At 40.3% G+C, this 23,728-nt stretch carries 22 protein-coding genes and 1 pseudogene; 6 read left to right on the forward strand and 17 right to left on the reverse strand.

The genetic code is table 11. The features are described from left to right. Nucleotides 1-101 precede the first annotated feature (101 nt). Together IQ264_RS05205 and IQ264_RS05210 are read right to left on the reverse strand one after the other, a co-directional pair. Nucleotides 102-599, reverse strand: a complete 498-nt coding sequence (locus IQ264_RS05205; protein WP_193979309.1) for a hypothetical protein — start codon at nt 597-599, stop codon at nt 102-104. Nucleotides 600-846: 247 nt separating this feature from the next. Next, nucleotides 847-1,047: a hypothetical protein gene (locus IQ264_RS05210; protein WP_193979311.1), complete on the reverse strand. Its 201-nt coding sequence runs from the start codon at nt 1,045-1,047 to the stop codon at nt 847-849. A 3-nt stretch (nt 1,048-1,050) separates the two neighbouring features. Between IQ264_RS05210 and IQ264_RS05215 the strand changes: the two genes are divergently transcribed. Next, complete coding sequence (locus IQ264_RS05215; protein WP_193979313.1) at nt 1,051-1,452, forward strand: hypothetical protein; 402 nt, start codon at nt 1,051-1,053, stop codon at nt 1,450-1,452. A 41-nt stretch (nt 1,453-1,493) separates the two neighbouring features. Here IQ264_RS05215 and IQ264_RS05220 read toward each other — a convergent pair whose 3' ends face one another. Further along, complete coding sequence (locus IQ264_RS05220; protein ID WP_228061304.1) at nt 1,494-3,308, reverse strand: Mu transposase C-terminal domain-containing protein; 1,815 nt, start codon at nt 3,306-3,308, stop codon at nt 1,494-1,496. 325 nt (nt 3,309-3,633) lie between these two features. Continuing rightward, nucleotides 3,634-4,371, reverse strand: coding sequence for a hypothetical protein (locus IQ264_RS05225; RefSeq protein WP_193979315.1), 738 nt, complete (start codon nt 4,369-4,371; stop codon nt 3,634-3,636). A 924-nt stretch (nt 4,372-5,295) separates the two neighbouring features. Between IQ264_RS05225 and IQ264_RS32725 the strand changes: the two genes are divergently transcribed. Next, entirely contained in the window at nt 5,296-5,775 is a 480-nt protein-coding gene (locus IQ264_RS32725; RefSeq protein ID WP_228061305.1) for a helix-turn-helix domain-containing protein, read from the forward strand. Nucleotides 5,776-5,819: 44 nt separating this feature from the next. Continuing rightward, nucleotides 5,820-6,350 (forward strand): annotated as a pseudogene (locus IQ264_RS32730) (IS630 family transposase); the annotation flags it as partial. 761 nt (nt 6,351-7,111) lie between these two features. On the opposite strand, the gene IQ264_RS05235 reads toward IQ264_RS32730, so the two are convergent. The 3 genes from IQ264_RS05235 to IQ264_RS05245 all read right to left on the reverse strand — a co-directional run bounded on the left by IQ264_RS05235 (nt 7,112) and on the right by IQ264_RS05245 (nt 11,527). Next, the gene (locus tag IQ264_RS05235; protein ID WP_193979317.1) at nt 7,112-8,368 is read right to left on the reverse strand and encodes a GTPase domain-containing protein; all 1,257 of its coding nucleotides are present in this window, start codon (nt 8,366-8,368) and stop codon (nt 7,112-7,114) included. Nucleotides 8,369-8,371: 3 nt separating this feature from the next. After that, complete coding sequence (locus IQ264_RS05240) at nt 8,372-10,081, reverse strand: GTPase domain-containing protein (protein ID WP_193979319.1); 1,710 nt, start codon at nt 10,079-10,081, stop codon at nt 8,372-8,374. A gap of 417 nt (nt 10,082-10,498) precedes the next feature. Next, nucleotides 10,499-11,527 (reverse strand): protelomerase family protein, encoded by a 1,029-nt coding sequence (locus IQ264_RS05245; RefSeq protein WP_193979321.1) that lies wholly within the window; start codon nt 11,525-11,527, stop codon nt 10,499-10,501. Between the two features lie 191 nt (nt 11,528-11,718). Between IQ264_RS05245 and IQ264_RS05250 the strand changes: the two genes are divergently transcribed. Then, nucleotides 11,719-12,687 carry a hypothetical protein gene (locus IQ264_RS05250; protein ID WP_193979323.1) on the forward strand — a complete coding sequence of 323 codons (969 nt, stop codon included), beginning with the start codon at nt 11,719-11,721 and terminating at the stop codon, nt 12,685-12,687. 73 nt (nt 12,688-12,760) lie between these two features. On the opposite strand, the gene IQ264_RS05255 is transcribed toward IQ264_RS05250, so the two are convergent. From IQ264_RS05255 to IQ264_RS05285, 7 genes are all read right to left on the reverse strand, one after another. Continuing rightward, the gene (locus IQ264_RS05255; protein WP_193979406.1) at nt 12,761-14,740 is read right to left on the reverse strand and encodes a hypothetical protein; all 1,980 of its coding nucleotides are present in this window, start codon (nt 14,738-14,740) and stop codon (nt 12,761-12,763) included. Then, nucleotides 14,725-14,967 carry a hypothetical protein gene (locus tag IQ264_RS05260; protein ID WP_193979325.1) on the reverse strand — a complete coding sequence of 81 codons (243 nt, stop codon included), beginning with the start codon at nt 14,965-14,967 and terminating at the stop codon, nt 14,725-14,727. Before IQ264_RS05260 ends, IQ264_RS05255 begins: the two co-directional genes overlap by 16 nt. After that, a complete protein-coding gene (locus tag IQ264_RS05265; protein WP_193979327.1) occupies nt 14,957-15,463 on the reverse strand; it encodes a hypothetical protein in 507 nt (168 codons plus the stop codon). The genes IQ264_RS05260 and IQ264_RS05265 overlap by 11 nt, the downstream gene beginning before the upstream one ends. A 2-nt stretch (nt 15,464-15,465) precedes the next feature. Further along, a complete protein-coding gene (locus tag IQ264_RS05270; protein ID WP_193979329.1) occupies nt 15,466-15,894 on the reverse strand; it encodes a hypothetical protein in 429 nt (142 codons plus the stop codon). Beyond that, the gene (locus IQ264_RS05275) at nt 15,894-16,142 is read right to left on the reverse strand and encodes a hypothetical protein (protein ID WP_193979331.1); all 249 of its coding nucleotides are present in this window, start codon (nt 16,140-16,142) and stop codon (nt 15,894-15,896) included. Before IQ264_RS05275 ends, IQ264_RS05270 begins: the two co-directional genes overlap by 1 nt. Before the next feature lie 139 nt (nt 16,143-16,281). Beyond that, nucleotides 16,282-16,788, reverse strand: a complete 507-nt coding sequence (locus IQ264_RS05280) for a hypothetical protein (protein WP_193979332.1) — start codon at nt 16,786-16,788, stop codon at nt 16,282-16,284. An 11-nt stretch (nt 16,789-16,799) separates the two neighbouring features. Continuing rightward, a complete protein-coding gene (locus tag IQ264_RS05285) occupies nt 16,800-17,051 on the reverse strand; it encodes a MerR family transcriptional regulator (RefSeq protein ID WP_193979334.1) in 252 nt (83 codons plus the stop codon). A 249-nt stretch (nt 17,052-17,300) separates the two neighbouring features. Here IQ264_RS05285 and IQ264_RS05290 point away from each other — a divergent pair, with 249 nt between their 5' ends. Further along, the gene (locus tag IQ264_RS05290) at nt 17,301-17,474 is read left to right on the forward strand and encodes a ribbon-helix-helix domain-containing protein (protein ID WP_228061306.1); all 174 of its coding nucleotides are present in this window, start codon (nt 17,301-17,303) and stop codon (nt 17,472-17,474) included. Nucleotides 17,475-17,828: 354 nt separating this feature from the next. On the opposite strand, the gene IQ264_RS05295 is transcribed toward IQ264_RS05290, so the two are convergent. Further along, nucleotides 17,829-18,092, reverse strand: coding sequence for a hypothetical protein (locus IQ264_RS05295; RefSeq protein WP_193979336.1), 264 nt, complete (start codon nt 18,090-18,092; stop codon nt 17,829-17,831). Here IQ264_RS05295 and IQ264_RS05300 point away from each other — a divergent pair. Continuing rightward, nucleotides 18,091-21,963 carry a plasmid replication protein, CyRepA1 family gene (locus tag IQ264_RS05300; protein WP_193979338.1) on the forward strand — a complete coding sequence of 1,291 codons (3,873 nt, stop codon included), beginning with the start codon at nt 18,091-18,093 and terminating at the stop codon, nt 21,961-21,963. The two genes, IQ264_RS05295 and IQ264_RS05300, sit on opposite strands and share 2 nt — an antisense overlap. 406 nt (nt 21,964-22,369) lie before the next feature. On the opposite strand, the gene IQ264_RS05305 is transcribed toward IQ264_RS05300, so the two are convergent. Beyond that, on the reverse strand, nt 22,370-23,347 hold the full coding sequence (locus tag IQ264_RS05305; protein WP_193979340.1) for a CBASS cGAMP-activated phospholipase: 978 nt from the start codon (nt 23,345-23,347) through the stop codon (nt 22,370-22,372). A 71-nt stretch (nt 23,348-23,418) separates the two neighbouring features. Beyond that, nucleotides 23,419-23,580: a hypothetical protein gene (locus IQ264_RS05310; RefSeq protein WP_193979342.1), complete on the reverse strand. Its 162-nt coding sequence runs from the start codon at nt 23,578-23,580 to the stop codon at nt 23,419-23,421. Nucleotides 23,581-23,728 lie beyond the last annotated feature (148 nt).

A 23,728-nucleotide genomic window follows, 5' to 3' on the forward strand; every position in this document is an offset into this window, starting at 1 on the left:
TCCATAGATTCCTTGCTTCCATTCCTTGTTCTTATAAGAACAAGGAATGGAAGCAAGGAATCTATGGATACCAATCCGATGCGTCATATATAAATGGGTGGTTAATTCATCACGTCATAGATAAGATATCCGGCTCTATGTTGTCCTGTCATAGATAGTATCAGGTATGGAGATATCCCGTCACCCATAGATATGTTTGTCCATACCATAGCGTCATAGATAAATCGAGATTTTTGAGTCTGATTCCTGAAGCCAGGGGTTATACTTCTCCATCTCGTTGCGTCATAGATAGATTGGGGCTGTTGAGTTATTGCGTCATGAATAAAGCGTTCGCGTAGCGTGCCGTATAGCCCTATCGGGCATTCAAGAAAAGGTGTATCGCGTAGCATTGCCTTAGCAGTATCGCGCCTGCCTGCTGTAGACGTATCTGCTAAAGCGGAATCGCCAGTTACTTCTCTCTTTTTACCCGCTTGTACATAGATAGTTGCAGTCTGATTTGGGAAGCGATCGCGCCGATCGCTAATTGCATCCCGTTCTTTTGCCTCTTGTATATAGATACTTGCGATCCCATTTCTGAAGCGAGTGGTTATGCTTCTCATTACCGTTGCGTCATAGATAGCTCGAAGTTTAGTCAAAATCTCAGCAATATACAGGTGATGGAGATTTGAGTGTTGATGATTCTGGTTTTTATTTTCTCTTTTTATAAAAAACTTCCCTGAGTATTGATGACGCATCTTTACTTCTTTTGATGTTTCACCATGTCTTTCTGTTAAGAGAGCTAAAGAAGCTACTATCATCTGTTTTCAGCTATTTTGAGCCGGACGCTTGCTCTTGCTTTTAATCTTACTACAACTTTTTCCCTTTGGTCGCATCATAGATGGTCAAACGCGATCGCGCCAGCGTGCCGTCAGGCGTATCGCCAATCAAGACAAAGGGCACAGAACAAATACCATGAGAAAATCCACTTATCGTAGGTAGTACGCGACATTTGCCTACAAATCGTATCGTCACCCATAGTTCAGAATTAGGTTTATCTGTCAGGAGCATACCATGAGTAAAGATTTACAGCCACCAGTGAACGCAGACCACACCCAGATCGATCGGCTCCTCGATCCAGTTGAAGTCATCAATGCCATGATTGATTTGCGGACACAAATGGCTCTGCTTGAACAACAAATTCAAGCGTTGCAGCCAGCTTTCTTTGCTGCCTGTGTCGCACTCAATACCGATAAGATTGCCTCAGAACGTGCCGTTATTACTCGTCGGCTCACTCCTGGGCAATGGGCTTATTCCCCTGATATTGTTGAGCAGGAGGAATTGCTCAAGCTGCTCAAACGACAATTTCAACAATCCCATGAACCGATCGCAGGTCGAGAAGTTACTTGGGCTGTCAAGCTCCTGATTACTTCTGCTACGGCTCCATCTGCTGTTTCATCCTCTGTTGGGAGTTAAGTCTCTCCGGTCAGGAATTATGATCGACATCTCATCCGAGTTCACAGTAAGCCTGCCTCCCTTTTCATTTGTTCATAGTCATACACCCGCACGAATGGTACGGTCAACTTCTGCTTCGGTTCTTCCGCTTCTTTTGAGGTGAATGGTTCTTCTGTTGTTGAAGCTAACTGTGAAGAAGCGGCAGACAACATTTCTTTGGCTTTGATTGAGTCGGGTTGTTCCACCGTTACTGTGGGAATTGGTGTTACTTTCTGTTTCTTTTGTCGTTGCAGTCTCTTTATCTGCTCCTGGCGAGAGCGGACTTCTTCCAACAATGAACGATTGTCGTTCGCACAGCGTCCCCGTAGGGGAATCGCTTTGCCTGCTTCTCGTCTCCTTTGACTGATTGCTTGTGCTTCCCTGTAGGACAAGATTTCGGTTTCCCATCCCATCGCATGGGCGCGGGTGAGAAATACTTCTTTGCTCTCTACTAGTTGGTAAATATATATGGTGGTGATGTCGCGGGGGTTGTATCGGATGATGACTGATTCTCCGGCATACGCGGCTAGATGTTCTCCTTGGTAGGTGAGGTTGGCAAACTGAATGTAGCCACTCCGGTAGACTACTCGCCGATCTCGTCGCATCAGGCATATATCTAACTCTCTTTCCCCCAATAAGGGTAGTTGTGCCATCCTTCCGGCTTCCCATCTCCCGATCCGGCTTTGCGTTGCCATCCTCGCATCTAGTGCTTGATTGTAGTGGTCTACTATGTAACGCACTAACATCTGCTCTAGTTGTACTAGTGTTAGACAAGCTTCCGATTCGGCTTTATTCGATCGCTCTTTCACGTTACTACCTGTGTATCCTGGTACTGTGCAGAAGAATTCTCGATTGAATGTCCCAAACGGTCGCTCTACTATTCCTCCATCTGACGGTTTTCGTCGGCGGCACAGGACTATCCCTAGTTCGGTAGCTACTTGTTCTAAATGCTGCGAGCGAAAGTCTTTGCCTCCATCGGTATACAAGTACCTTGGCAATCCATAAGTCCCCCAACTCTGCTTCAATTCGTATGCACTGCTGTACTGTTTGGGCAGTATGGCATGGCGCAATGCCAGACACACTACTGCGGCACTTGGAGCATCAAATCCTATGTGCATTCCCATCATGCACCGCGAGTATGTGTCTACTACTATTGTTAACCAGGGTCTTCCCAGAATCTCTCCACTCATGTCTACTACCAGTAGATCTATTTGGGTGTGATCTACTTGCCACACTTGGTTCGACCATTCGATGTCTATCTCTAATCCCTCTCTACTGTTCACTTTTAACTGCTCTCCTCGCCAGCCTAACCTGCGTTTCTGTTGCTGCTGTTGTTCGAGAAGGGGACGTAGAATTCGATATACTGTGGGACGGCTCGGATACTCTTTGACTCCCTTCGCTTCTGCCTGTGCCTGCACTCTCAGGTACACTTGTGCCCGACTCATTTTCCGGCTGCCCCGATTCCCCACCTGGTAGGTCTTCTGAATAAATTCCTGCCACTCCCGGCTGGTCTTCGCTGCTCCCCGATCCGATCGCTTTTGTCTGGGTAAGCTCGCTATTCCTTGTTCTCGCCATTTCTTGAGCAGTCTTTGCACACTCCGAACACTTATCCCTAATTGCTGGGCTACCTGTTGCTGCACCCGCCCATAGCGTTCTGTTCCTTGCACTGCGAGCAATTTCTGTATTGCCTCAATCTGTTGCTGCACCTCACCTGGCAACTCTAACGGAGCATTTATTATTTCCCATTCTCCTGCTACGTTTTCCCTTAACACCAGTGAATCTTCCGTTTCTGGCACCAAATTATCTTCTCCGACTTTATTCGACTGGCAAGGGTACATGATCTCTCTCTCCAATCCCGGCTCTGCTTTGAATTCTAAGTCTTCCTTGGCTTCAAAAGCGACATTTATTGTGTTACTTTTTGTTTCTTTTTTTCACCCTCTATCTCTCTGTTTTGCTCTACTTTTTTTCTCTCTCACCTACATCAGTTCCTTCTGGAGCGACATTTTTCTCGATACTTTTTCTCTTATTTTCGCTTCTTCCCAGCCAATTACTTCCGTACTACATCCCTCAACCCCTTACTCCATCATCATTTCACTCCTATTTTTTCCCCGACACTTATCGTGACATTTCCGACGCTTACTGTGACACTCGACAAATGAGTAGTTAACTCATTGCGTCATAGATAAAATATCTCTCTCTATGTCGCTCTGTCATAGATATTATCAGGTGTGGAGCTATCCCGTCACCCATAGATATGTTTGTCCATACCATAGCGTCATAGATATACCGAGATTTTTGAGTCTGATTCTTGGAGCCAGGGGTTATACTTCTCCATTCCGTTGCGTCATAGATAGATTGGGGCTGTTGAGTTATTGCATCATGAATAGAGCGATCGCGTAGCGTGAGCGTGCCGTATAGCCCTGTCGGGCATTCAAGAAAAGGCGTATCGCTAATCTTGGAGCCAGCAGCCATATCTTTCCACAACGTTGCGTCATAGATAACCTGTTGAGTCATCTGGTCACGACTAAAGCGATCGCGTAGCGTGAGCGTGCCGTATAGCCCTGTCGGGCATTCAAGAAAAGGTGTATCGCAGCGATCGCAACAGCCTACCGTAAGCGTATCGCTAATTGCGTCCCGTTCTTTTGCCTCTTGTATATAGATACTTGCAATCCAATTTCTGAAGCGAGGGGTTATAACTTCCCATACCATTGCATCATAGATGACTTGAAGCTTAGTCAGAATCTCAGCAATATACAGGTGATGGAGATTTAAGTTTTGATGATTCTGGCTTTGATTTTCTGTTTTTGCAAAAAACTTCCCTGAGTATTGATGAGGCATCTTTACTTGTTTTGATGCTTCACCATGTCTTTCTGTTAAGAGAGCTAACTCTGCTGCTATCATCTGTTTTCAGCTATTTTGAGCCGGACGCTTGCTCTTGCTTTTAATCTTACTACAACTTTTTCCCTTTGATTGTTCGCGCCAGCGTGCAGTAAGAGCGTATCGCCATCAAGCATCTAACTGACTAATCTAATTCCAATTGTTGAGGCAAGCTGGCTTTCTCCTGTCCACCTTACGTAGTTTTCACCCTCGATAAATCGCCGCAGGTGGACAGCATCTAACCCTTATAGGGTAAGTATCACAGCCGTCCACCAAGTTTTAACTATCAGGGGAATAGTTCAAATATTTATGCCTGCTCTCTTGCTTTCTTTGGTGTCCTTAGTTTTTTCAAGAAAGCCTTTCTCGTTCGCGCAGCGTGGCGTTAGCCGTATCGCTTCCCCTGCTGGTGACGGGAGAGGTGACAGTTGAGGTGACGGTTGAATTCCTATATTTCATCAGCTTTTCAGGAGTTGTGACCCAAAACTTCCCCTATCGCCACAATAATCAAAAAACTTCTCTGACTCGCTTCCCAAAACAAGAAACATTTTTTCGGCATTTTCACGCCAAGTGTATCAGTATCCATTCGTGACAGGTTAAGAAAGAAGGGTGAATGTCAATGAGAGAATATGCTCAAAAACTAATCAAAAATGATTTCCCAAATCTCTCGCTGGTCGGGGAGAGGAAAAATGCAATTTCCAATTGCATTTTTCCTCTCTAAATGATTAGAATTTGTTTGCTCCCGCGAGCTGAGCGACAATGAAAGATTATCAAAAATAATTAGTTGGAGAAATTAGCAAATATAAGTTGTTTCAAGAAAGAAGAGTAATAAATAAAAATCAAATAAATGGGGTTAAGTAATACCAATTCTCTGTAACAATGCGCTTAATAATTGGGATGCCTTCTTTATTGATACCTTAAGCTAAAGAAGAGGAAACAGGGTGCAGGAGTATGGCTAGGACACTATCAGTAAGAATAACAGAAACAGCAGAGGAATTAGAGAAGCGGTTGAAAGTCAACTCAAAAGGGAGTGGCAAAGAAAGGTTGCTAATGCTGTACTGGCTAAAACAGGGTCTTGTAAAAAGCCGGAAAGAATTAGCCATGCGGTTAGATCGAAATGAAGCAACGATTACCAGATGGGTAAGCTTGTACAAAAAAGGCGGGGTGAAAGCATTATTAAAAGTGTCACATCCACCAGGTAACAAAGCAATAGTACCACCAGCAATAGTAGAAAAACTCAAAGAAAAATTACAACAACCGCAGGGATTTAAGAGCTATTTGGAAGTGCAGCAGTGGCTAGAACAAGACGCTGGCGTGAAAGCAGCGTATCAAAAAGTTCATAAGCTGGTGCGTTATCGGTTAAAAGCCAAATTAAAAGTGCCACGCCCCAGCAATAAAAAGCAGCATCCCCAAGCAGAAGAGCATTTTTAAAAAACTTATCTTTAGCCGTAAAAGCATTAGAAGAATTCGCAAATCTTGGAGAAAAAATCACGTACTTATGCCAAGATGAAACTAGGCTTGGCTTACAAACAATTCCGGGACGAATGCTAACGCTTGCAGGAGTTAAGCCGATAGGACAAGTGCAATGGAAACGAGATAATTTCTATCTTTACGGAGTAGTAGAACCGTTAACAGGAGATAGTTTCTTCTATGAATTCTCGCATCTAGATAGTACTTGTTTTCAAAAATTTATTAATTTGGTGTCAGCCAAGTTTACAGATAGCTTAATCATTATGCAAATGGATCGAGGAAAAATACATCAGTCATCAATGCTGGATTGGCAAGAATTTATCATCCCAATTTTTCAACCTCCTTATTCACCAGAGCTTAATCCAATTGAAAGATTTTGGGAACATTTAAAAGCTCAATTAAAATGGCATAACTGCCCTTGTCTTGATGAATTACGCGCAATATTGAAAAAGGCACTCGAAGAAATTACACCATCCGTTATTAGTTCCCTAACTGGCTGGGATTTTATTACTGACGCTCTCAGAAGTTTAACTTGAACAAATTAATACCCTAAATCGATAAATCAGCAAAAATTAGCCGGAAAGAAATTAGCTTAAAGAAACCTTTTTAGCTAGATTTTCACCTTTTTGTCGCCAATTATAGGTTAAATTTTGGCTATAATTAGGGCAATTTTGTCATTTTTGACAATCTATTTTTAGGAGAGGGAGCGCAGCGAACTCTCCTAAAAATAGATTTATTATCATTCCGTTACGAGCAAAAGTATCTGAGACTGAAACTATTTTATTAAGCGCATCTTTACAGAGAACTGGTATTAGATGAGCAAAACTTTTATGAAAGCTAGTTTGACATCTTTAGTACCCTGATGCTCTTAAAGTTTGTGCTGGTGTCGAATTCTTGAAAATCATCATCATACAAAGAGGTCTAAGGCAATCAGTGATTGCCTTAGACCTCTTCCCGACCAACGCAAAATTCCCAAAATCATTCCTATTTTATTAAGCATATTCACTTATTGACATTTGTTCTGTTTTCTTAACCTGTCACGAATGCTCCTGGTAAGGGTAGGCAAATTTTCTGTACACAAAACTATAATTTTATGTACACCGATCGCTAAGTGGTTTGTTTTTACTTTGATTGGCAGTTTTTCAATTTATCGCTGCTTATACACCATAATTCTTGGCTAGCTACCCACACTTTTATCGCATCAATATTTACATTAATTCTCTTGACTTTTTAAGGTTTTTCTGCATGAGCTATTAACCAAGACTGTGCGATATCGTGTAGCGATCGCATTGGGGCTTTAGATCGGTTTTAGCTTTACATAGATTTCCTCAACTTTCTTTTGACACTTGTCAAGAACTTCTTTTTGCCCTTGCTCTCCCCAAGAAAAGTCATTGCGAATATACTCTAATGTTATTTCACCTAATTTGACAGTTTGCGAGTAACAATACCATCCCATACCGCCGATTGATGCAAGTCCGCCCAGAGCTAGTCCTAGTCCACCCACAGGTGTCAGTGCAGTTGTGGCTGCATCTGTTAAAATGAGAGCGGCGATTCCACCCACACTATTTACACCCAAAATCTTCAAACAAGTCCACATAATTTCTCCTGCCCTCTTCTTGGTTATTTGTTTTCCCATGATTTTACATATCGTAAACACCATACCTATTAGGAGTGCAGGATAAACAGTCACTGTGGAGGCTGGTACTACTATACCTACAATTGCAGCCGTACCGAAAGCACTGATTACCTTCCGTGCTACTTTTAACCTGATCTCAAAAATACGATTATTGATCTTATGATTCAATTCACCAGCACGTTGGGTTGGATCTAGAACATTCATTAATTCACCTAATGTCCCAGCGCTCTCATAGAGGCGTTCGAGCAGTTGAGGTAATTCCTGTCGGAGCATTTGATCACGCTCTGGATCAAAAAGCATGGCACTACCATAAACAATGTCCTCTGGAGACTTCACAAATTTGCTCATCTTTTCTGAAATTCGAGAGCATATAATTTTCTGCTCGTTCTTGGGTTGATTCTTTGTAACCTTATCCCACTGGTTAACAAATACAATCTTAGGAATATTTGGTGAATGTTCATGAATTAAATTGAACAATTCTATTTCATCTTGATAAGGCTCACTATTAATTACAAAAATATGTCCATGAGCTTTCTTGGCTTCTTCAATCCCCAATTTTTCGTTCTCTTCTTGACCCATTATCCCAGGTACATCTACTAGATACCAAGGTTCTTTTTTATAGGGAGTTGCTATAGTTGTTTTATCGTGTTCGACACCAACTTTAGCTACATCCATATTCATTAATGAATTGATAATTGCCGACTTACCAACAGAAGTTTTGCCAAACAGGACTACCCAAACTAAGCCAGTTTTTATACGTTCTAAAAGTTCGTTTATTTCCTTGAATTCGTTTTGTATTTCTTGACGTTCTCCATCGTTGAGTTTTTTACTGAATTGCTCCTTTAGGTTTTCTAACGCTTCCTGTAGTTCAGCCTGAATTTGAGAAATATCATTACGAATTTCTTGATTACTAACCATATTCTAAAAAACCTCCTTGATTTTATTGATTAATTGGGGTAAGTTCTGTCGAACCATTTCATCATTTTTTTGGTTTAAATTCATAGCATTACCATAAACAATGTCCTCTGCATTCTTTACAAACTTGCCCATCTTTTCTGAGATCAGACAGCGTATAATCTCCTGCTCTTTCTTGGGAGTATGGTTTTGAATAATATCCCACTTGTTAACAAATACAATCTTGGGAATATCAGGAGAATGAGCATGAACTATGTCGAACGACTCCATTTCATCTTTATAAGGCTCACCATCAATTACAAAAATCTGACCATCAGCTTGTTGAGCCTTTTTAATTGCCAGTTCTTCGTAATTTTTGTTACCAATTATTCCAGGCAAATCTAGCCAAACAAAAGGTGATTTGAAACAAATAATAAGTAAATCATTTTGTTCAGAAGTTGTAGCTATATCGGCACCAATCAATGAATTGAGAATTGCCGACTTACCAACAGAAGTTTTGCCAAAAAGGGCTATTATTTTATCTTTGACCTCAGCTACGCTAACTGAAAATAATCGAGAAAACTCTACTGAGCCTTTACTGGTGTTAGCTTCAATGGGTTCTACAAATGTCACAACACTAATTAATTCAGTTTGCTCGTTAAAAGCAGCTAAATTAACTTGGCATAGATCAATAGACTTAGCTTCTATTTTTGTACCTTGTATATCTGCTTCAATATTTTGTTCTCGTAACAACTTTTTAAGGTCGTCATTTGATAAAGATAATTTACCAACCATTTTGGTTTTAATTTGCGTTAATGCGCCTGCGTCAGCATTGATATCAGCAGATGGATTAAACTTCCAGTGTTTCTCATCTTCATTTTTAGTAAAAATCTTATTTAATTCTTTGGTTATAATATTAGGTTTTAAATCATCCTGATTATATGTTGACTGCCATTTGGTTTCGTCAAAGTTCTTTGAAGATTCAGATTGATTCCAATAAGTTAATAGTTTATCAAATATTCCAGACTCAAAATGATCCGGTTTCTCAATAACTGCATCAAAAGAAACTTCTGTGTGAATTTTTTCTAGTAATTTTCTTAAGTCATCTCGATGTACATAAGCTACATCACCTAAACCGTGTAATTTTTTATATAGTTTACTGTCCTTGAGTTTTTGGAGTGAAAACTTGACTGTGTTTTGCTGTGCTTTTCGAGCAGAAACAGAGAATTCATATTCAAGAGTCATCGAAGATAATTTTTTTTCGATTTTAAGAGCAGTATCTCTATCAGGAGATGCTATTTTGATTGTAAATTCTTGTGAGGGTTGACCAAATTCAAAATGATCTCTAATAATTTTTGATTCTAATTCTACCTCTTTTAAATCGGGAATATTAACTTTTATATAGGGAGTTGGTAGAGCGAAAATACTTGACAGTTGAATTTTTTGCGCCTGTTCTGGATACCGCTTACATATAGATTGGTATGCAAGTTTTCTAGCTTCTTCGTTATCTAACAGTATTGTCAGGCTAGTTCTCCAAGAATGTCCCTGCCATTGCTCGCTTTTAACTAATAGCTGATTATTGCTGATTTCTGGAATAAAAAGCGGGTCGTAGCGAAATTGCCAATTTTGTGGACTGTCAGGCTTATTGTTTGTTGCTTCCCAAATGCGTTTTGTTTGTTGATTAAAATCAAATGACGCAATTTCCGTTGCCGAGAACACAAAGTCAGAAAAATTCATATTGATCTACCGTTTGCTTTGAATTTTCAATTTGGCTCTATATGGTTTGTTTTATCTATAAGTCAACTTAGCTTTTAACCTGAAGCTGATTCAACCTATAAATCTCATAAACAATCTCACCCAAAGCTCATTAAAAATCTCATGAGAAAATCTGAAATCAGTATATAATTACTTAGAAAACTGTATTTAAGCCAGTATTGGGTCGAGTTACGGACAAAGGGCGAGCTTTTGCCTCTATGAACCTAGATTCTGTCCTGGAAATCGTTAACCGCAAGCTGATTGAAAGCCAAAATCCTCCCCTGAATACCGCAGAGTAGTGGAGGTAATTTTTCAGACAACGATCGTCAGAGATTGGACTTTATCCAAAGTCCAAGACCTCTACAAAACTGACTTTATAATTCTTATTTTGAGGAAAGCTTATAGTTTGGTAATACTACCTTGCTTAATCTCAAACCTTTGATATGCTCTAATGGTGGCTTCATCATTATCCCCAAGTATCGCTCGCGCATAGTCCAAATAATCGAAAGGGTCAACGCCTGAGTTAGCTATGCAAGCTTTCAGGTATGCTCCCCTAAACTTGTGATAGGTCATATCCTCTATAATTGCCCAATCTTTTGCCCGTTCATTCAACACTTTTGACCATCGTCTGTTAACTCTCTCTGGGTCTTCTGTTGCTGGAAAACGCTTGTCGTGTTTCTCTAAAAATTCCATTCCTGCTAACACTAAATCAGTTGATAATAAAGTAGGAATAGCAAACTCAAAATCTCTCAACTTCTGACCGTCGAGTTTTCTACTTTTCCCTTTCAGTTGACCTTTGAAACCTAGATCATAATCTCCAATTTTTCTCAACTTGGCTGATAAGTGGACTTCTGCCATTCTCCGCCCCGTTGCTAAAGCGAGCGCACAAGAAACATCCCGCCATTCCACATCAAACAAGCCTGCTCCATTAGCCACTTGTGTAAGCACTTCCTTGGCTTTAATTAAGTAGGGTGATAGGTTTAAAGGTATTCTATTTTCAGCCTTTGAACGAGCTTTAACTTGTTCTCGATACCGGACATTTTGCTTTTCTTTGTAGGGACTGAATAGGAAACTTAAAGCATTACCAAAGTGAGTAATTATTGTGCAAACTGGATTGTAATTAGCCTGGTCTAGCAGTTCAGTTTTAGCAGCTTTTTTTAACTCTTTTTTCAATATTGTAATTTGGCGTAAGCAAGTACCGTATTCTTTTTGCTCTTCTGGTCGATCGTCTGGGTAATTAGCCTTTAATAGTGAGGCTTCCTTAGTGGCTAAATCTTTCCAACCTATCAAACCCTCAGATTTTACACCTTTCTCTCTGTTGCTGCGATTATATGGTGCTAGGGCTTCAAATTTGGGGAGTAGTTCCTTTACTCGCCACTCGATAAACTCATTAGTCAATTCATCAGGATGCTTTAGCTGTCTACTCATCTTCCTTGCTCTGATTTACTCTGCTTTTAAAGTAAGCAAGGAATAAGCTAAACGTCCATGAATTAATGCTTATGATAACTTCCTTGAATACATTAATATTAGTATATTAAACCTATTTATCTATTGAGTAGTGGTATTGATAAAATACTATTAACCCACTAATCTATAGATATACCAATAAATTAACCGATATGGCTACTCAACCGAAAAATGATTGGCCCAAATTGGGTGAGAAATTAGCTCGAAAGCTTGATGGCATTGCTGATGAAGCCCAGATTAAGAAACTGGTAATCGATGCCGTCAACCAAATTATTGATGCTGGAGTTACCTTAAAACGCCCGTTAGGTATTATTCGCAAACAAATAGAAGCTAAATTTCCGAAACTGCCAGCGACACAAGTCAAGCCTGATGGGTATTATTTCACTAACACAGGACAAGGTAGAGTAGAACGCTTTGAGCATTTGGCATTGTGGTATTTAACCGAGAATACCGAGCGATGGAGTGTAACGGGCGATGATGCTAGAAGGGAATACTGGCAAGGTTTACCTAAGTTTGGCATTCAGCAATCAACGCAGTCAGGAAAAACGGAAACTTCAAAAACATCACCACTACCTACTTTGACTACTCAAATGTTGGAAACTGCTGTCGTTGATGCTTTAGGACTCGATGAGGAAACTAAAGAAATTTTAGGATTGGCAAGGACACATTCTGGCTTAGATTTGGCTGAATTTATCCAGAAGGCTGTAAAGACTTATGCTAACACCATCACTGGGAAAATTAGACGCTTAGAAGAGGACAGCTTAGAAAATATTTCAACGGAGGAATTACTCAATAATCCTAAATATTCTACTTATCCTGGTAGAGCGGAAGAGATGGTTAGAAGAGCGATTAATGCTATCAAAATCTATAATTCGGAAGTAGCGACCGAACCGAAACAGCGATGGATTATTACTCAAAGTTTGTTATCTGAACTAACAGGTTCTAGAGGCTCTGTTGTCCAATCAGCTATGAAGAAATATCGAGATGATATCAACTCTCATCATCAGAAATACCCTGACTTTTTTAATGAAGATGGTACTCTCAAACAATACTTTAATCGCAAGCGTGGTATTGATATCAGGGATGAGATTGACTTGGTTCAGCTAGTCCCTAATGGATAGCGACTAAAACTAAAAACCTTTGATGGATAATTTGTGGGTCTAATATCTGAAATTCCCCGGAGCAAATCTATGCTTAAACCAGCTTAATATCTAGCGGTAATTGCTTAACTGGTTGCAGATTTTTTGGCGGATTACCATCTTTAATCTGTGGGTAATCATGGTGAGTTGGATGTTTTAACAGTCTATCATCTATTGCACCAGTAGCTAAAGCTATATAGCGGTTTGACATTAATTCTAGCCAGTGCCAAAACTGCTCCTTCTTCCCTTCAGGTAGATGCTTAGTCGTTGTGTTAATGTAATGCCGACAAGCATCATTTAGAAGTATTGAAACAAAGCAGTTTCGATAATATCCATCAATTCCCAATGCTTTGACGTTGTAACTATGGTTCATCCCGACAAAATTGATGTACTTCTTCCGCCCACCAGTTCCAAAACTTCTGTACAGGTTTTGAATGTAAGAAACTGCGTCACTTCCAGCTTTTTTAGTCCCTTCCTTTTCAGCAACTGCTACTTCAATTCTGTCCAAAGTTTCTGCCATTTCATCAAAGAAAATTATCAGTCTGTTAGTTTTATTTCCGGGCTTTCTGTTGTCATATTCAGTTTGTAGGTACTTGAATTGCTGATAAATGTCGAGTGGATTATCTATTACTTTAATTCCCGCATCATCCCATGAGGTACTGTGATGAATATCAAAAGCCAAAAGCATCGCTGAATCTGGTTCGATTAAGTCATCAATTCCCTTCTGGCTTAACTCCTGATTGATGATGGCATTGGCAATATATAAGGCTCCAGTACTTTTCGCACTTCCCGGTTCACCTATGACTAAGAAACCTAAGTTTTTTTGTACGCAATCATCGATTGATATCAATGATTTTTCCAATCTTTCCCGATTAGCGAGTGCTTTCTCTTTGTCGCTACGCTTGTCTATTCTGACTTCTAATCTGCCCTTGGATACTTCGATTATAGGCTTGCGAGTGAGATTTAAAAAGCCTGGTAGTTGGTCACAAACTGTCTTTAACTTGTTTTCATTGAAGGCACTAATTGGACGCAAGTAAATTACAGTTACTTTACCATCCTGCTTTTCTTCCATTGTGAGAAACTCGGTGTTAATATCGGCTTCTAACAATAATTTTTGCACCATTTTAACTGAGTAGTTATCATCACATTTTTCTTTGAACAGCATTATGTGATATTCGGCAACTTGTTCAGCTAACTGCTGTTTTTCAACTTCTAAAACTTCGATGATGTTTTTCAGGCGTTCATTCTGTACCAATCCATCATCAATTTGTTTCTGAAGTAATGCCCTCTCATTAGTTAACTCGACGTGAATCCGTCTCTCTTCTAAACTCAATTCTCTTCTAGCTAATTCCTGTTGTTCAGCTTGGTAACGTAATTGTTGTTTAATCTCATTGTTTTCTTCCGTCAGCTTTTGCGCCGCTAAGATTTTATTATCAGCATCTTCTTTGATTTGTTCGGTAACACTAATTGCCTGTTCAAGCTGTTGGGATAACTCCGCTACTACTCCAGAATACTCAGCCTGTAACTGCTCTATTTCTACCTTATGTGCTGTTTCAATGTTGGCAATCATGGCAGAATATTCAGTTTTTAGCTTGGTAGTTTCACGGTTTAATTGTTGTTTCAACTGCTCTATCTGTGCATCTCTACCCTGTAATAACTCTTTGTGGTAGGCAGCTTTTTGGTTGTTTTCACCTAAGAGTTTTTGCTCTAATTCAAATTTCTCAGCTATCAAGCTTTGCTCTAGCTCCTGCTTTTCTTTGATTAACTTTTCAACTTGACTAGAATTTAGATTTTCATTCCAAGACTTCTCATCAAGTAACTTAGTTAACTGTGATTCAAGCTCATAAATACGTTGAGCTTTACTGTCTTCTAACTGCTTTCTACTTGGGACTTTAGCAACAAGGTAACTGGACAAAGGTAAGCCAGTGGCAATGGATATCCATACAATAGGGGTGTTGTTGATGCTATGCCCAAACAGAAATAATCCAAATACTGCTACATCTGCCAAATAAACTGTTTTTAATTTTCTATCCATAGCCCCACCAATGACCCGATAATAACTGATGACAATTCTCCTACGTCTGACTGACGTTTTAGGTAGTAAACAGAACTTAAAACTATTCCACAGATAGCCAAGCGGATAAACAAAAAGGCTAAGTAACTTAGCTGATGAGTCACATAAAAAAAGCGTGTTAACTGACAGCCTAAAGCCACCACAAAACACGCTAGAACTGACTCAATTACTGAGCGATTAATGTCCATACTTTAGTGCTAAAAGTTGTTTCTTTTGGTCTAGTTGTTTCTGCATTACTGACAAATCGACTTCCCACTCTTGCGCTGCCGCTAAGTACTTCTGACTTTGGTACTCGCTACGCATCTTCTCAAATTCAAAGTCTTGATCTGCTTGTAATGCTTTCTGATTTTCCACACCTGCAAGTGCATTCAGCCTCTCAATTAACGATTGTGTCTTTTCCCGTTCAAAGTTTAACTGCTGACTAGTTTGCTGGACTTTCTGGGTATTAATCTGTTGCTGTAAGTTGAATTTTTCACTGTCAGATTGAGTTTTTGATTGTTCGTAGTTCAGCCTAACTTGTTCCTGATTCGTGCGTTCTTTTTCAATGGCTGTCTTGGTTTTTAGCCGCACATTTTCAGCCTTCATTCTCTCCAATCTTGAGAGAGCATTATTAACAGCCTGTTGCTGTTGTGCGGCGCAAATTTCCGCAGGAATTTTAATTTCACATTTGCAGCTATCACACATTTCTATCTACCTCCAGACAACCCTAAAATACTAAATTCAATTTGGGGAACGTTCCGATACTTAAGCTGAAATAGCTTGTTATTATTCTCAAAGTCGATTTTGGCTTGCTGCAATTTCAAAACTGCATCTTTACCCTGTACCAGTAGTGACTCTCTATTAATCAAAGTCATGGCTTTTTCGTAACTTAAGTTATCGGTCGTTTGGATAACTTTTTGCTCAAGAATATCGTTGTCTAACTTGGCTTTATCCAGTTGCAGTTTGGCACGTCTGATTAATTCTTTTGATGCTTCTACATCAATTTTTTTGGCTTCTAACTTGTTGGTTTCGATTTGTTCATCACACAAGGTTTGCTCATACTTCAAACCTCTGATACGTTGCGAGACTACTTCAGTTTGATATTCAAATTCAAATGCTGTCATTGATTGCGGCATTATTTACCATCCTTTTTAAAGTATTGGTCACAAAACCTACGCGCCAAAGTATCTTTTCTTCTGATAAATTGCTTGTGGTTTTCGATTATTTGGTTGGCTTTGGCTATTTCTGATTGTTGGGCTTTGAGTTCAGTATTAAGTCGTGATATTTCGATGTTCTGTTGCCCGTTTACCCAGAGACAGCCTGCAAAAAAGCCAATGATTGATGCGGCGAAAAACCCGACTGATTGAAGGCTTAACACTTCCATGATTCCTCCTTTGTCGGAGTTAACAATTCAATAATTCATTTTTTTTGAGTAATTTGCGGCCCAATTATGCGGATTAATTGAGGGGTAAATCTGATGATTACCATTGTTAAATTGCACAGAATTAGCGCCGCTATTACTACTAAGATTGGACTAATATTTCGGCTTTTGATGTCTCCTCTGAACTTGAGAGCAACAAGGCATTTGATAAGCCATTTGTAGGCAGCGATAAAAAATTTTCTGACACTATCTCAAATTCAACATCTAATGCCTGTTTTAAGTTCTCTAGTTTGGTTTTAGAACTGCTGTTGATTGTCCAGTCTCCTGAGTTGATGCGATTTACTGCTTTATCCACTGCTTTGCTGATTACGCCCTCTGCGATTCTGTCTCCCAAAATATCCGACAATGCTGCTAAAGAGTCCTGCAACTTGTCTCCATTGGCACTGTTGGCTGTTTGGCGATCGCATTTTTCTGATTCAACTTCTGGGTTAACAGTTGTGGCATACCTGCGAGTGGCACTGGTAACTGTGGCACGTTGGTCTGATTTAAGAATGGACAGCACTGCGTTCACGGCTTTATCAGTGGCAGTAATGCCATGCTTGGCTAATTGGGCTTCTATTTGCTGGCGACGGTTCTGTGATATAGACATTGGCTTGATTCCTAAAATCCATTAACTCTGAGATATTCGGCGCAACGTTCAACGGGCATATTGTTGACGCGGCGTAACTCGCAAAACTTCTGCAACGCTGCTACGGCTTGAGGGGTAAAGCCAGGTTCACCCTTCTTTCTGTCGAACTCTTTGCCCAATTTGCGAGAAAGTAGGGCAGTATAGCGGCGTAAGGTGCGTTCTGAGATGTTTAGCATCTCGGTTACAGATTCAACTGAGTAATACTCGATAGTTGCGTAAGTCATAAGCGGTAAGGCTTTGAACTGATTTAAAGATTGGCAGTGAGTTGACCAACCTTTGGCAATGGTTTGTCAATCCGTTGGACGTGGAAAGGGTACGGTCAGTCACCCGGACAGGCAGTGGTGTTTAAGTTGCCTCTTCACTGCCACAAGATGAATGTATCATAAATGCAACTAAATAGCTGCATTTAAGTTGGTTAATGGCTGAAGTAAGGGATACGATTAAAGCAGGAAGTATGATTTAGGATTGAAAATATGGTTAAAGCTCAGATGTCAAAGCGAATCTCGGTGACATTGCCAGACCGAACGCACAGGCTTTTAGAACTTTTGGCTGAGAAGGAAGGGACTAGCCTCAGCGACTTGTCCAGTTACATTCTCAGAAAAGCTGTTGATTTGGCTCTTGAACGTGGCGAAATTAAAGATACTTAAGGCAAGTGAAGCCAAAAGTAGGATCGTCGTTATCAGAAGGAGATGAAACAAATGCGAGAAATGCAGATTGAAATTAGGGGCAAAAAAACAGTGAAGGAAAGATCATTCACTTTGGTTAACGGTGAAAAACATTATCCCAGTGGCCCTCACGGACGAAACAGATACAAGTTCCCTTAACCTAACTTTACAATGTAAAACTTTTTTCGGATTTCCTAGATTTTGCTTTGATCGTGGATAACGCAGGGGAACGAACAGTACCTTTGCACTACCCCAAAAGCAGAAAAGGAGCAGCAATCGCAGACGACTACTACCCCAAGCTTATTAAAATAACACTCTCAGTGTAGTAGTTCTTAATTAACAATTACTAATTGGTAAAAAGAAAAGTCTGCGGTTGCGAAAAACAAACAAGAGGGATCGCAACCTATGAATATTATAAAACAATCGTTCGATAAAAATCATACTACATCGAATTACCGTAAATTTAATAGCAAGCTCGGCAATATCAAAAGCACTCAGCCACTCAATTGCAGTTGTTTTCAAGTAGTCGATGCCAATTATTACCAGTGCCGGGAAAGTGGCGACAGATTGGTGAGGAAGAATTTTGGGGGTGAAAGCCATGAGTAAGTTCATCCCTACTAAACGACACAACCCTTGCCCCATTTGTGAAAACACTACTGGCAAATGCAGAAGTAAGCAAGATGGCGATCGAGAGTTTATCCTTTGCATGACCTTTAGCGATGCCAAACTTAGTGAGGTAATCAACGGACTAAAGTGTATTCGAGAGCGGGGAACAAGTAACTGGTCAACTTGGACGCTCGACAATACCCAAGAATGGACTGAACAACAAAGGACACAATGGAACCGACGCAAGCAAGAAAAAGCACAGAGAAAGGCGCAAGATGTTGCCGCGATCAAATCCAGATCGCTCAGTGCCACTGAACGCGATGCTGGTTATCGTGCCATACTAGATCAACTGGAATTACATCCAACCGATAGAACCGATTTGCTTAGTCGAGGATTTACGGAAGAAGAAATCATTGCTTCTGGCTTCAAATCAGTCCAGCGTTATCAGCGCTTAAAGACCCTTGTTAACCCGTTACTTCCAGGCGTAACCAAGGGCGGAACGCAGCTAATTACCGCAGACGATGGTTATCTGTGTCCAGTTCGGAACGTTTCAGGGCAGATAGTTGGCTGTCAGGTCAGATGGCGTAATCCAGCTGATGGTAATCGCTACGCTTGGTTAAGTGGTAATGGGAACGTGCTGCACTTCTTCCCAGATGGCTCAGAAGGTGAGTTACCTTTGGCGATTCATTTCCCAGTTAAAGAAAAAGCCAAGGAAGTTTCCTTAATCGAAGGTACAGGTGCTAAACCGTTTCTCGCAGCAAATCGCCTTAGCAGCGTCGTTATCGGTGCTGCGGGTGGATTGTGGTTAGCAAGTCGTCAAACTCTAAAGAATGCCTTAGAAGTCGTCACAGAAGGCAATAAGGTAATAATCATTGTTTATCCCGATGCTGGCGATGTCATCAACCCTCAAGTAATGAATCGCTGGCGTAATACCATCGAGTATTTACAGCAGTTGGGTTATGAAATTGCGGTTAAATGGTGGAATCAAATCACCAAAGACAGTCCTGATATTGATGAATTATCCGACCTTTCCCAGATTAAAACTATCAGCGTTAAGGAGTTTTTTGACCTACCAAAAAGCACAGAAGTTAGACAAGCAATTCGCACCGGGAAAGCTTGGGAACTATGGCGTAAAGCTAAACAGTTTACTGGTGATATTAATATCACCAGTCGCTACATATCGGGTGTTATCGAAACACCTAAAAGCGGTAACTGTACCTGCATTAACTCAGGGTTAGGCAGTGGGAAAACTACTCTGCTTTATCAACTACTTAAAGAGAATCCCGCTCAAGGTGTTATCTTTTTTGGTGCTAGGAATAATCTGTTAAGACAGTTTTGTGGTGAGACTGGTACTTATCACCTACAAGACGATTTAAAAGGCGATAAATACGGTGAACTGCTTTTAGCAGATCCCCAATCTAAAGTTGCTTGCTGCATTGATTCAATAATACACTTCCATGCTACTTATTTTGATGAAAAAATATTAATTTTAGATGAATTTGAGGCTACGTATAAGCAGTTATTAATGGCTAATACTGCTGTCTCTCAATGGCGACAAACAGCAGGAAAATTATTAATTGAAGCCTTCAGTAGATGTGAACGGATTGTGATTTTAGATGGGGGTTTAAAAGATTCTACAGTCGCATCTCTGGAGGAAATTTTTGCTAATCGTGGCATTGCTAAAAAGATTGTCAAAATCAAAAACCTTGATAATTCCCTAACATCTAACAAAGTCAGGTTTTACATTGGTGCAGAAACCAATGGAGAACTTAACGGAAATAATACTTCAGTCTTCAAAAAGTACATTTTAGAAAATGCTGGAGATGCCCCATTCGTAGTAGTTGCAGATAGTCAGATTTTCTTAGAAGCACTAGAGGAAAAGCTGATTCAATTAGGATTAAAAGGGTTAAGGATTGACAGCACTACTACCAACAGAGAAGAGGTATCAATATTCCTCAAAAATGCCGATGCACCAAAGGAATGGATCTTATTAAATGAACCAAACTATTTATTACTTTCTCCCTCGCTTGAGAACGGAGGAAATATTGACATTCCTGGTTACTTTAAAAATATCTTTGGTTACTTCTGTGGCGTGCTTTTGGTTGATGAACAGTTGCAAATATTACGCAGGGTAAGAGATAGTGAAGCGCTTATTCATGTGTACTGTAAGCCAGTAGGAATGAATTCTAATGGTTCTGTTTCTACCTCTCCTTTTCCTCATGAAATTGAAGCTACACTAAAAGAATTTATGGATGATTGTGCTAATGCAGCATTTGAGGGATTGGACTTGAAAGAAGCACTGAATAAACTTGTGCAAAACCTAACTAATACGGCAGCTAAAAGCGAGTTTTTTAAGCATGAATGTAAGCTGAGAGCTATTGCTAATCATGAGAGATTCAACCTGAGAGAATGTCTTTATGAAGCCTTAGAGAATAAGGGTTATGATGTTGAGCCTTTCTCTGAAATAAAAACTGATGACCCGATTAAAGAATTTGAGGAAGAAGTTAAAGATAAAAACTCTAAAAATATCGCAGAATCAGAAGATGTTACTACAGAAAAGGCTGAGGAAATTAACAGGAATCCTAGAGCTAGTCAAGAGGATAAATGGAAGGCTACGCGGCGCAAATACCTAGACCGACTACCAGGAATTGAAAAAGTTATGGTTGAGGTTACAGTAACAAAAACCGAAGAAATTGTTGAGGCAGATGGTAATACTAAAACAGTTCAAACTGAAGAAGAAGTTAAAGTTCCTTTATTTGATGCAAACTTTGTTAGGATGGTTCACTACGATGACAAGACAATGATTAGTAGACTGGAAACGTTACACTTCCTAAAACATCCTGAACAAGCAAAGATACTGCAACAAAATCGCTGGTACAAGATGCTAGAGCCTACCATTGATGAAAATCCTAGACCGTTTAATTTATCAACTGGATATCGTTCCCTACTGTTAAAAGTTAATGCGTTGAATGAGATAGGAATTACTAAATTTTTTGAGCCTGGTAAAACTTGGACTTCTCAAGATGCTGACGTAATTAAAGCTTGGCAGAAGGCAAAAAACCCGAAAATTGTCAGGGCGATCGCAGTGAAACCAGGTAAAGATACACCAGTCGCTTTTTTAGGTCGGTTGCTCAAGTCGTTAGGTTTTAGCACAGAAAGCCAGAGAGGAAGTGATGGGAACAGAGAAAGAGTTTATTGGGTAAAAGAGTCACCATTTGACAACCAGACGGCTTTAGCAATGCTGGAATGTATCGCCACTCGGATTAATACTCAGATTGCTCAAACCGAGACTAAGGACTTCAGTGTATTTGTGCCATCGACTAAACCGACTGTGGCAACTGCTCCGATTGTCAAGCCAGTGGAAGAAATTAACCCATATCAAGAGTTAACGGATATGTTAGCGGCGGCGGGAAGTTTGGCAGGTGTGAGAGCGCTGGTCAGTGAGTACACTTGGGAATGTTGTGACGCGGCGGTTAGTTTTGCTCCCATCGAGTTGAGAGGGCAGTTGAATCAATGGTTAAGGCAGATTAAGCTTGAGCCAGTAGCAGTTGAGCCAGTGCCAGTAGTTGAGTCGGCTGCTCCATTGGTAGAGGCTCCAGTGGAAGAGGCGATTCCCGAAGGGATCGCTGCGCTCTTCGCCAAAGTTGAGGCAGAATCCGAAGTTAAGCCGTTGGTTCCAATTGGATCGGAGGTGTGGATATTGAAAGAAGGGAGATGGAAGGGCTTTAGCGGCAAGGTCGATAAGATTCTGAGCAGTATTGCGGTTAGATGCCAAATCACGGTTGCTGGTTTTAGGAGTTGGGTTGAGTTGGCGGCAGGTGAGTTCACTATGGATTGGTATGAATTTAAGAGGTGTATTGGGTGAAAAGCTATCAGGAATTAAGGTTGTGAGTGGTTGGGGTGTGGAGTGGAGTGAATATATTCCCCCAAGCGTTGTAACAAAGCAATTTGCTCTGCAAGTTCTTCCTGAATATTTTCGCTTAAATCTGGATCTGCTTTGACTACTGTCTCAATTTGTTTAAGGAGTTTATTAACGTCTTATTGTAAGTCTTTAAGAAGAGTTTTGCATTGTTCTTGGCTATCTTGCTGAATCATAAGACTGCTTTTTGTTGATTTATTTGGATCGAATCTTATAAGCTAATCTACATATTATTTAAGAGAATAGATTGCTACATATAAAGCGAGTACTGCTGCTCAAGCATTTAGCAATTAATCAGTATGCTGTAACAGCATTACCCACCTTAAATTATTACTAATCAAACCGCTTTGAACTAACTGTTAGTAACTAGCAGTTGGCAAAGCGCATCTAACCTTTTCTCCTCGTTATTCAGAATTCGCCGTGCTAAATCTTCAAGGTAGTTAATATTTCGCTCGCTCGCATCATCCATGCGATCGCCCATATCTTGTTGAAGCTCTTGCAAATTTATTTGAAAGCGATAGTAATGGGTGTTGTTATTTTCAGCAGACAATAACATATTCATTTGATAATCTACTGCATCGCTGACCCCATCAAAGACCACATTGAGAATGGGTTGTGCCCATTGTAATTGTCCCCAATCTTTTACCTGCTTATATTCCAGTTGATTTGTAAGTTGTCCAGTACCGATCGAGACGACTAAAAATTTAGTGGCATCTTGATGCAGAGTTTTTGCTTCAACGTAGGCGGACATAGCTGGATTATTAGCAAAAACGCCACCATCAACCAATAAATATGTTCGGTCAGATGCCTGAAGTTGTAAGGGTTCAAAATACGTAGGTGCAGCGGAAGTTGCGCGTGCGACTTCTGCCATTTTGAAGTTGCGGTTCGGCTTTGTAATGGCGTTGGAGCGTTTAAAGAAAAAGGTATCGCGCTGCTTGAGGTCATAACTTGTAATCAAGACTTCTGTCAGAGCTTGATTCAAACGAGTTTCACCAAAGTACTTGTGTAAAACCTCTTCTAGAGGCTTTGAGGGATATTTTTCGTCTATGAGGGCTTTGATCTCATTAAAAATATTTGAAGGAAAAATTGTTCTCCCCTCTTCTTTGTACAAATCGACTAAATCGCGAGCAGTATATTGAGGTTTACGCTCTTCATTGGGTTTAGTCAGCCCCAAAGCTAAAATTCCCCCCGTTGAAGTTCCAGCAATCAGGTCGAACAAGTCAGCAACGCGCTTTTCTGTGCGCTCTTCTATTTCGGCTAAAATTATCGCTGGAATAATGCCTCGAATACCGCCGCCATCGATTGATAAAATTTTAATTGTATTCGACATACTGTTTCCTCCACAATATTCTCAGTTTGAAAACGAACTTTTACATCAAATCAAAGCTATGGTTTTATCAACTAGGAAAAAGGAATAAAACTTCTATACATGAAGTGGTATAGTTCATCGAGCAAGACTTGTAACCTATTAACATCACCTGAGTTCACTGCTTCGTAAATAGCAAGGGCAAATTCATCAGGCAATGATATCTGCTGTTGAGGTTGGATCGGGTCGTGACTCATGTGAGTATTTCCTTAGTAGATAGTTTTTCCAAGTAGCTTGGCTGAAATAGGAAATTTCAACCAAATGTATTCATCGCGTCCAACTGGGTTAACAAAAATTTGTTGATTTCGTTTCGAGCCATTCCCAGAAATTATCAGTACTGAATAG

The organism is [Phormidium] sp. LEGE 05292 (assembly GCF_015207735.1).
Classification (GTDB): Bacteria; Cyanobacteriota; Cyanobacteriia; order Cyanobacteriales; family Aerosakkonemataceae; genus Floridanema.

Bases quoted from the DNA above. Each gene is read 5' to 3' on its own strand.
- IQ264_RS05270 (WP_193979329.1), bottom strand. From the start codon at position 15,894: ATGCCGCAATCAATGACAGCATTTGAATTTGAATATCAAACTGAAGTA.
- IQ264_RS05225 (WP_193979315.1), bottom strand. From the start codon at position 4,371: ATGATAGCAGCAGAGTTAGCTCTCTTAACAGAAAGACATGGTGAAGCA.
- IQ264_RS05310 (WP_193979342.1), bottom strand. From the start codon at position 23,580: ATGAGTCACGACCCGATCCAACCTCAACAGCAGATATCATTGCCTGAT.
- IQ264_RS05295 (WP_193979336.1), bottom strand. From the start codon at position 18,092: ATGGCTTTCACCCCCAAAATTCTTCCTCACCAATCTGTCGCCACTTTC.
- IQ264_RS32725 (WP_228061305.1), top strand. From the start codon at position 5,296: ATGGCTAGGACACTATCAGTAAGAATAACAGAAACAGCAGAGGAATTA.
- IQ264_RS05215 (WP_193979313.1), top strand. From the start codon at position 1,051: ATGAGTAAAGATTTACAGCCACCAGTGAACGCAGACCACACCCAGATC.
- IQ264_RS05220 (WP_228061304.1), bottom strand. From the start codon at position 3,308: ATGTACCCTTGCCAGTCGAATAAAGTCGGAGAAGATAATTTGGTGCCA.
- IQ264_RS05275 (WP_193979331.1), bottom strand. From the start codon at position 16,142: ATGGAAGTGTTAAGCCTTCAATCAGTCGGGTTTTTCGCCGCATCAATC.
- IQ264_RS05260 (WP_193979325.1), bottom strand. From the start codon at position 14,967: ATGGACATTAATCGCTCAGTAATTGAGTCAGTTCTAGCGTGTTTTGTG.
- IQ264_RS05240 (WP_193979319.1), bottom strand. From the start codon at position 10,081: ATGAATTTTTCTGACTTTGTGTTCTCGGCAACGGAAATTGCGTCATTT.
- IQ264_RS05255 (WP_193979406.1), bottom strand. From the start codon at position 14,740: ATGGATAGAAAATTAAAAACAGTTTATTTGGCAGATGTAGCAGTATTT.
- IQ264_RS05210 (WP_193979311.1), bottom strand. From the start codon at position 1,047: ATGCTCCTGACAGATAAACCTAATTCTGAACTATGGGTGACGATACGA.
- IQ264_RS05285 (WP_193979334.1), bottom strand. From the start codon at position 17,051: ATGACTTACGCAACTATCGAGTATTACTCAGTTGAATCTGTAACCGAG.
- IQ264_RS05250 (WP_193979323.1), top strand. From the start codon at position 11,719: ATGGCTACTCAACCGAAAAATGATTGGCCCAAATTGGGTGAGAAATTA.
- IQ264_RS05265 (WP_193979327.1), bottom strand. From the start codon at position 15,463: ATGTGTGATAGCTGCAAATGTGAAATTAAAATTCCTGCGGAAATTTGC.
- IQ264_RS05290 (WP_228061306.1), top strand. From the start codon at position 17,301: ATGGTTAAAGCTCAGATGTCAAAGCGAATCTCGGTGACATTGCCAGAC.
- IQ264_RS05300 (WP_193979338.1), top strand. From the start codon at position 18,091: ATGAGTAAGTTCATCCCTACTAAACGACACAACCCTTGCCCCATTTGT.
- IQ264_RS05235 (WP_193979317.1), bottom strand. From the start codon at position 8,368: ATGGTTAGTAATCAAGAAATTCGTAATGATATTTCTCAAATTCAGGCT.
- IQ264_RS05205 (WP_193979309.1), bottom strand. From the start codon at position 599: ATGAGAAGCATAACCACTCGCTTCAGAAATGGGATCGCAAGTATCTAT.
- IQ264_RS05305 (WP_193979340.1), bottom strand. From the start codon at position 23,347: ATGTCGAATACAATTAAAATTTTATCAATCGATGGCGGCGGTATTCGA.
- IQ264_RS05245 (WP_193979321.1), bottom strand. From the start codon at position 11,527: ATGAGTAGACAGCTAAAGCATCCTGATGAATTGACTAATGAGTTTATC.
- IQ264_RS05280 (WP_193979332.1), bottom strand. From the start codon at position 16,788: ATGTCTATATCACAGAACCGTCGCCAGCAAATAGAAGCCCAATTAGCC.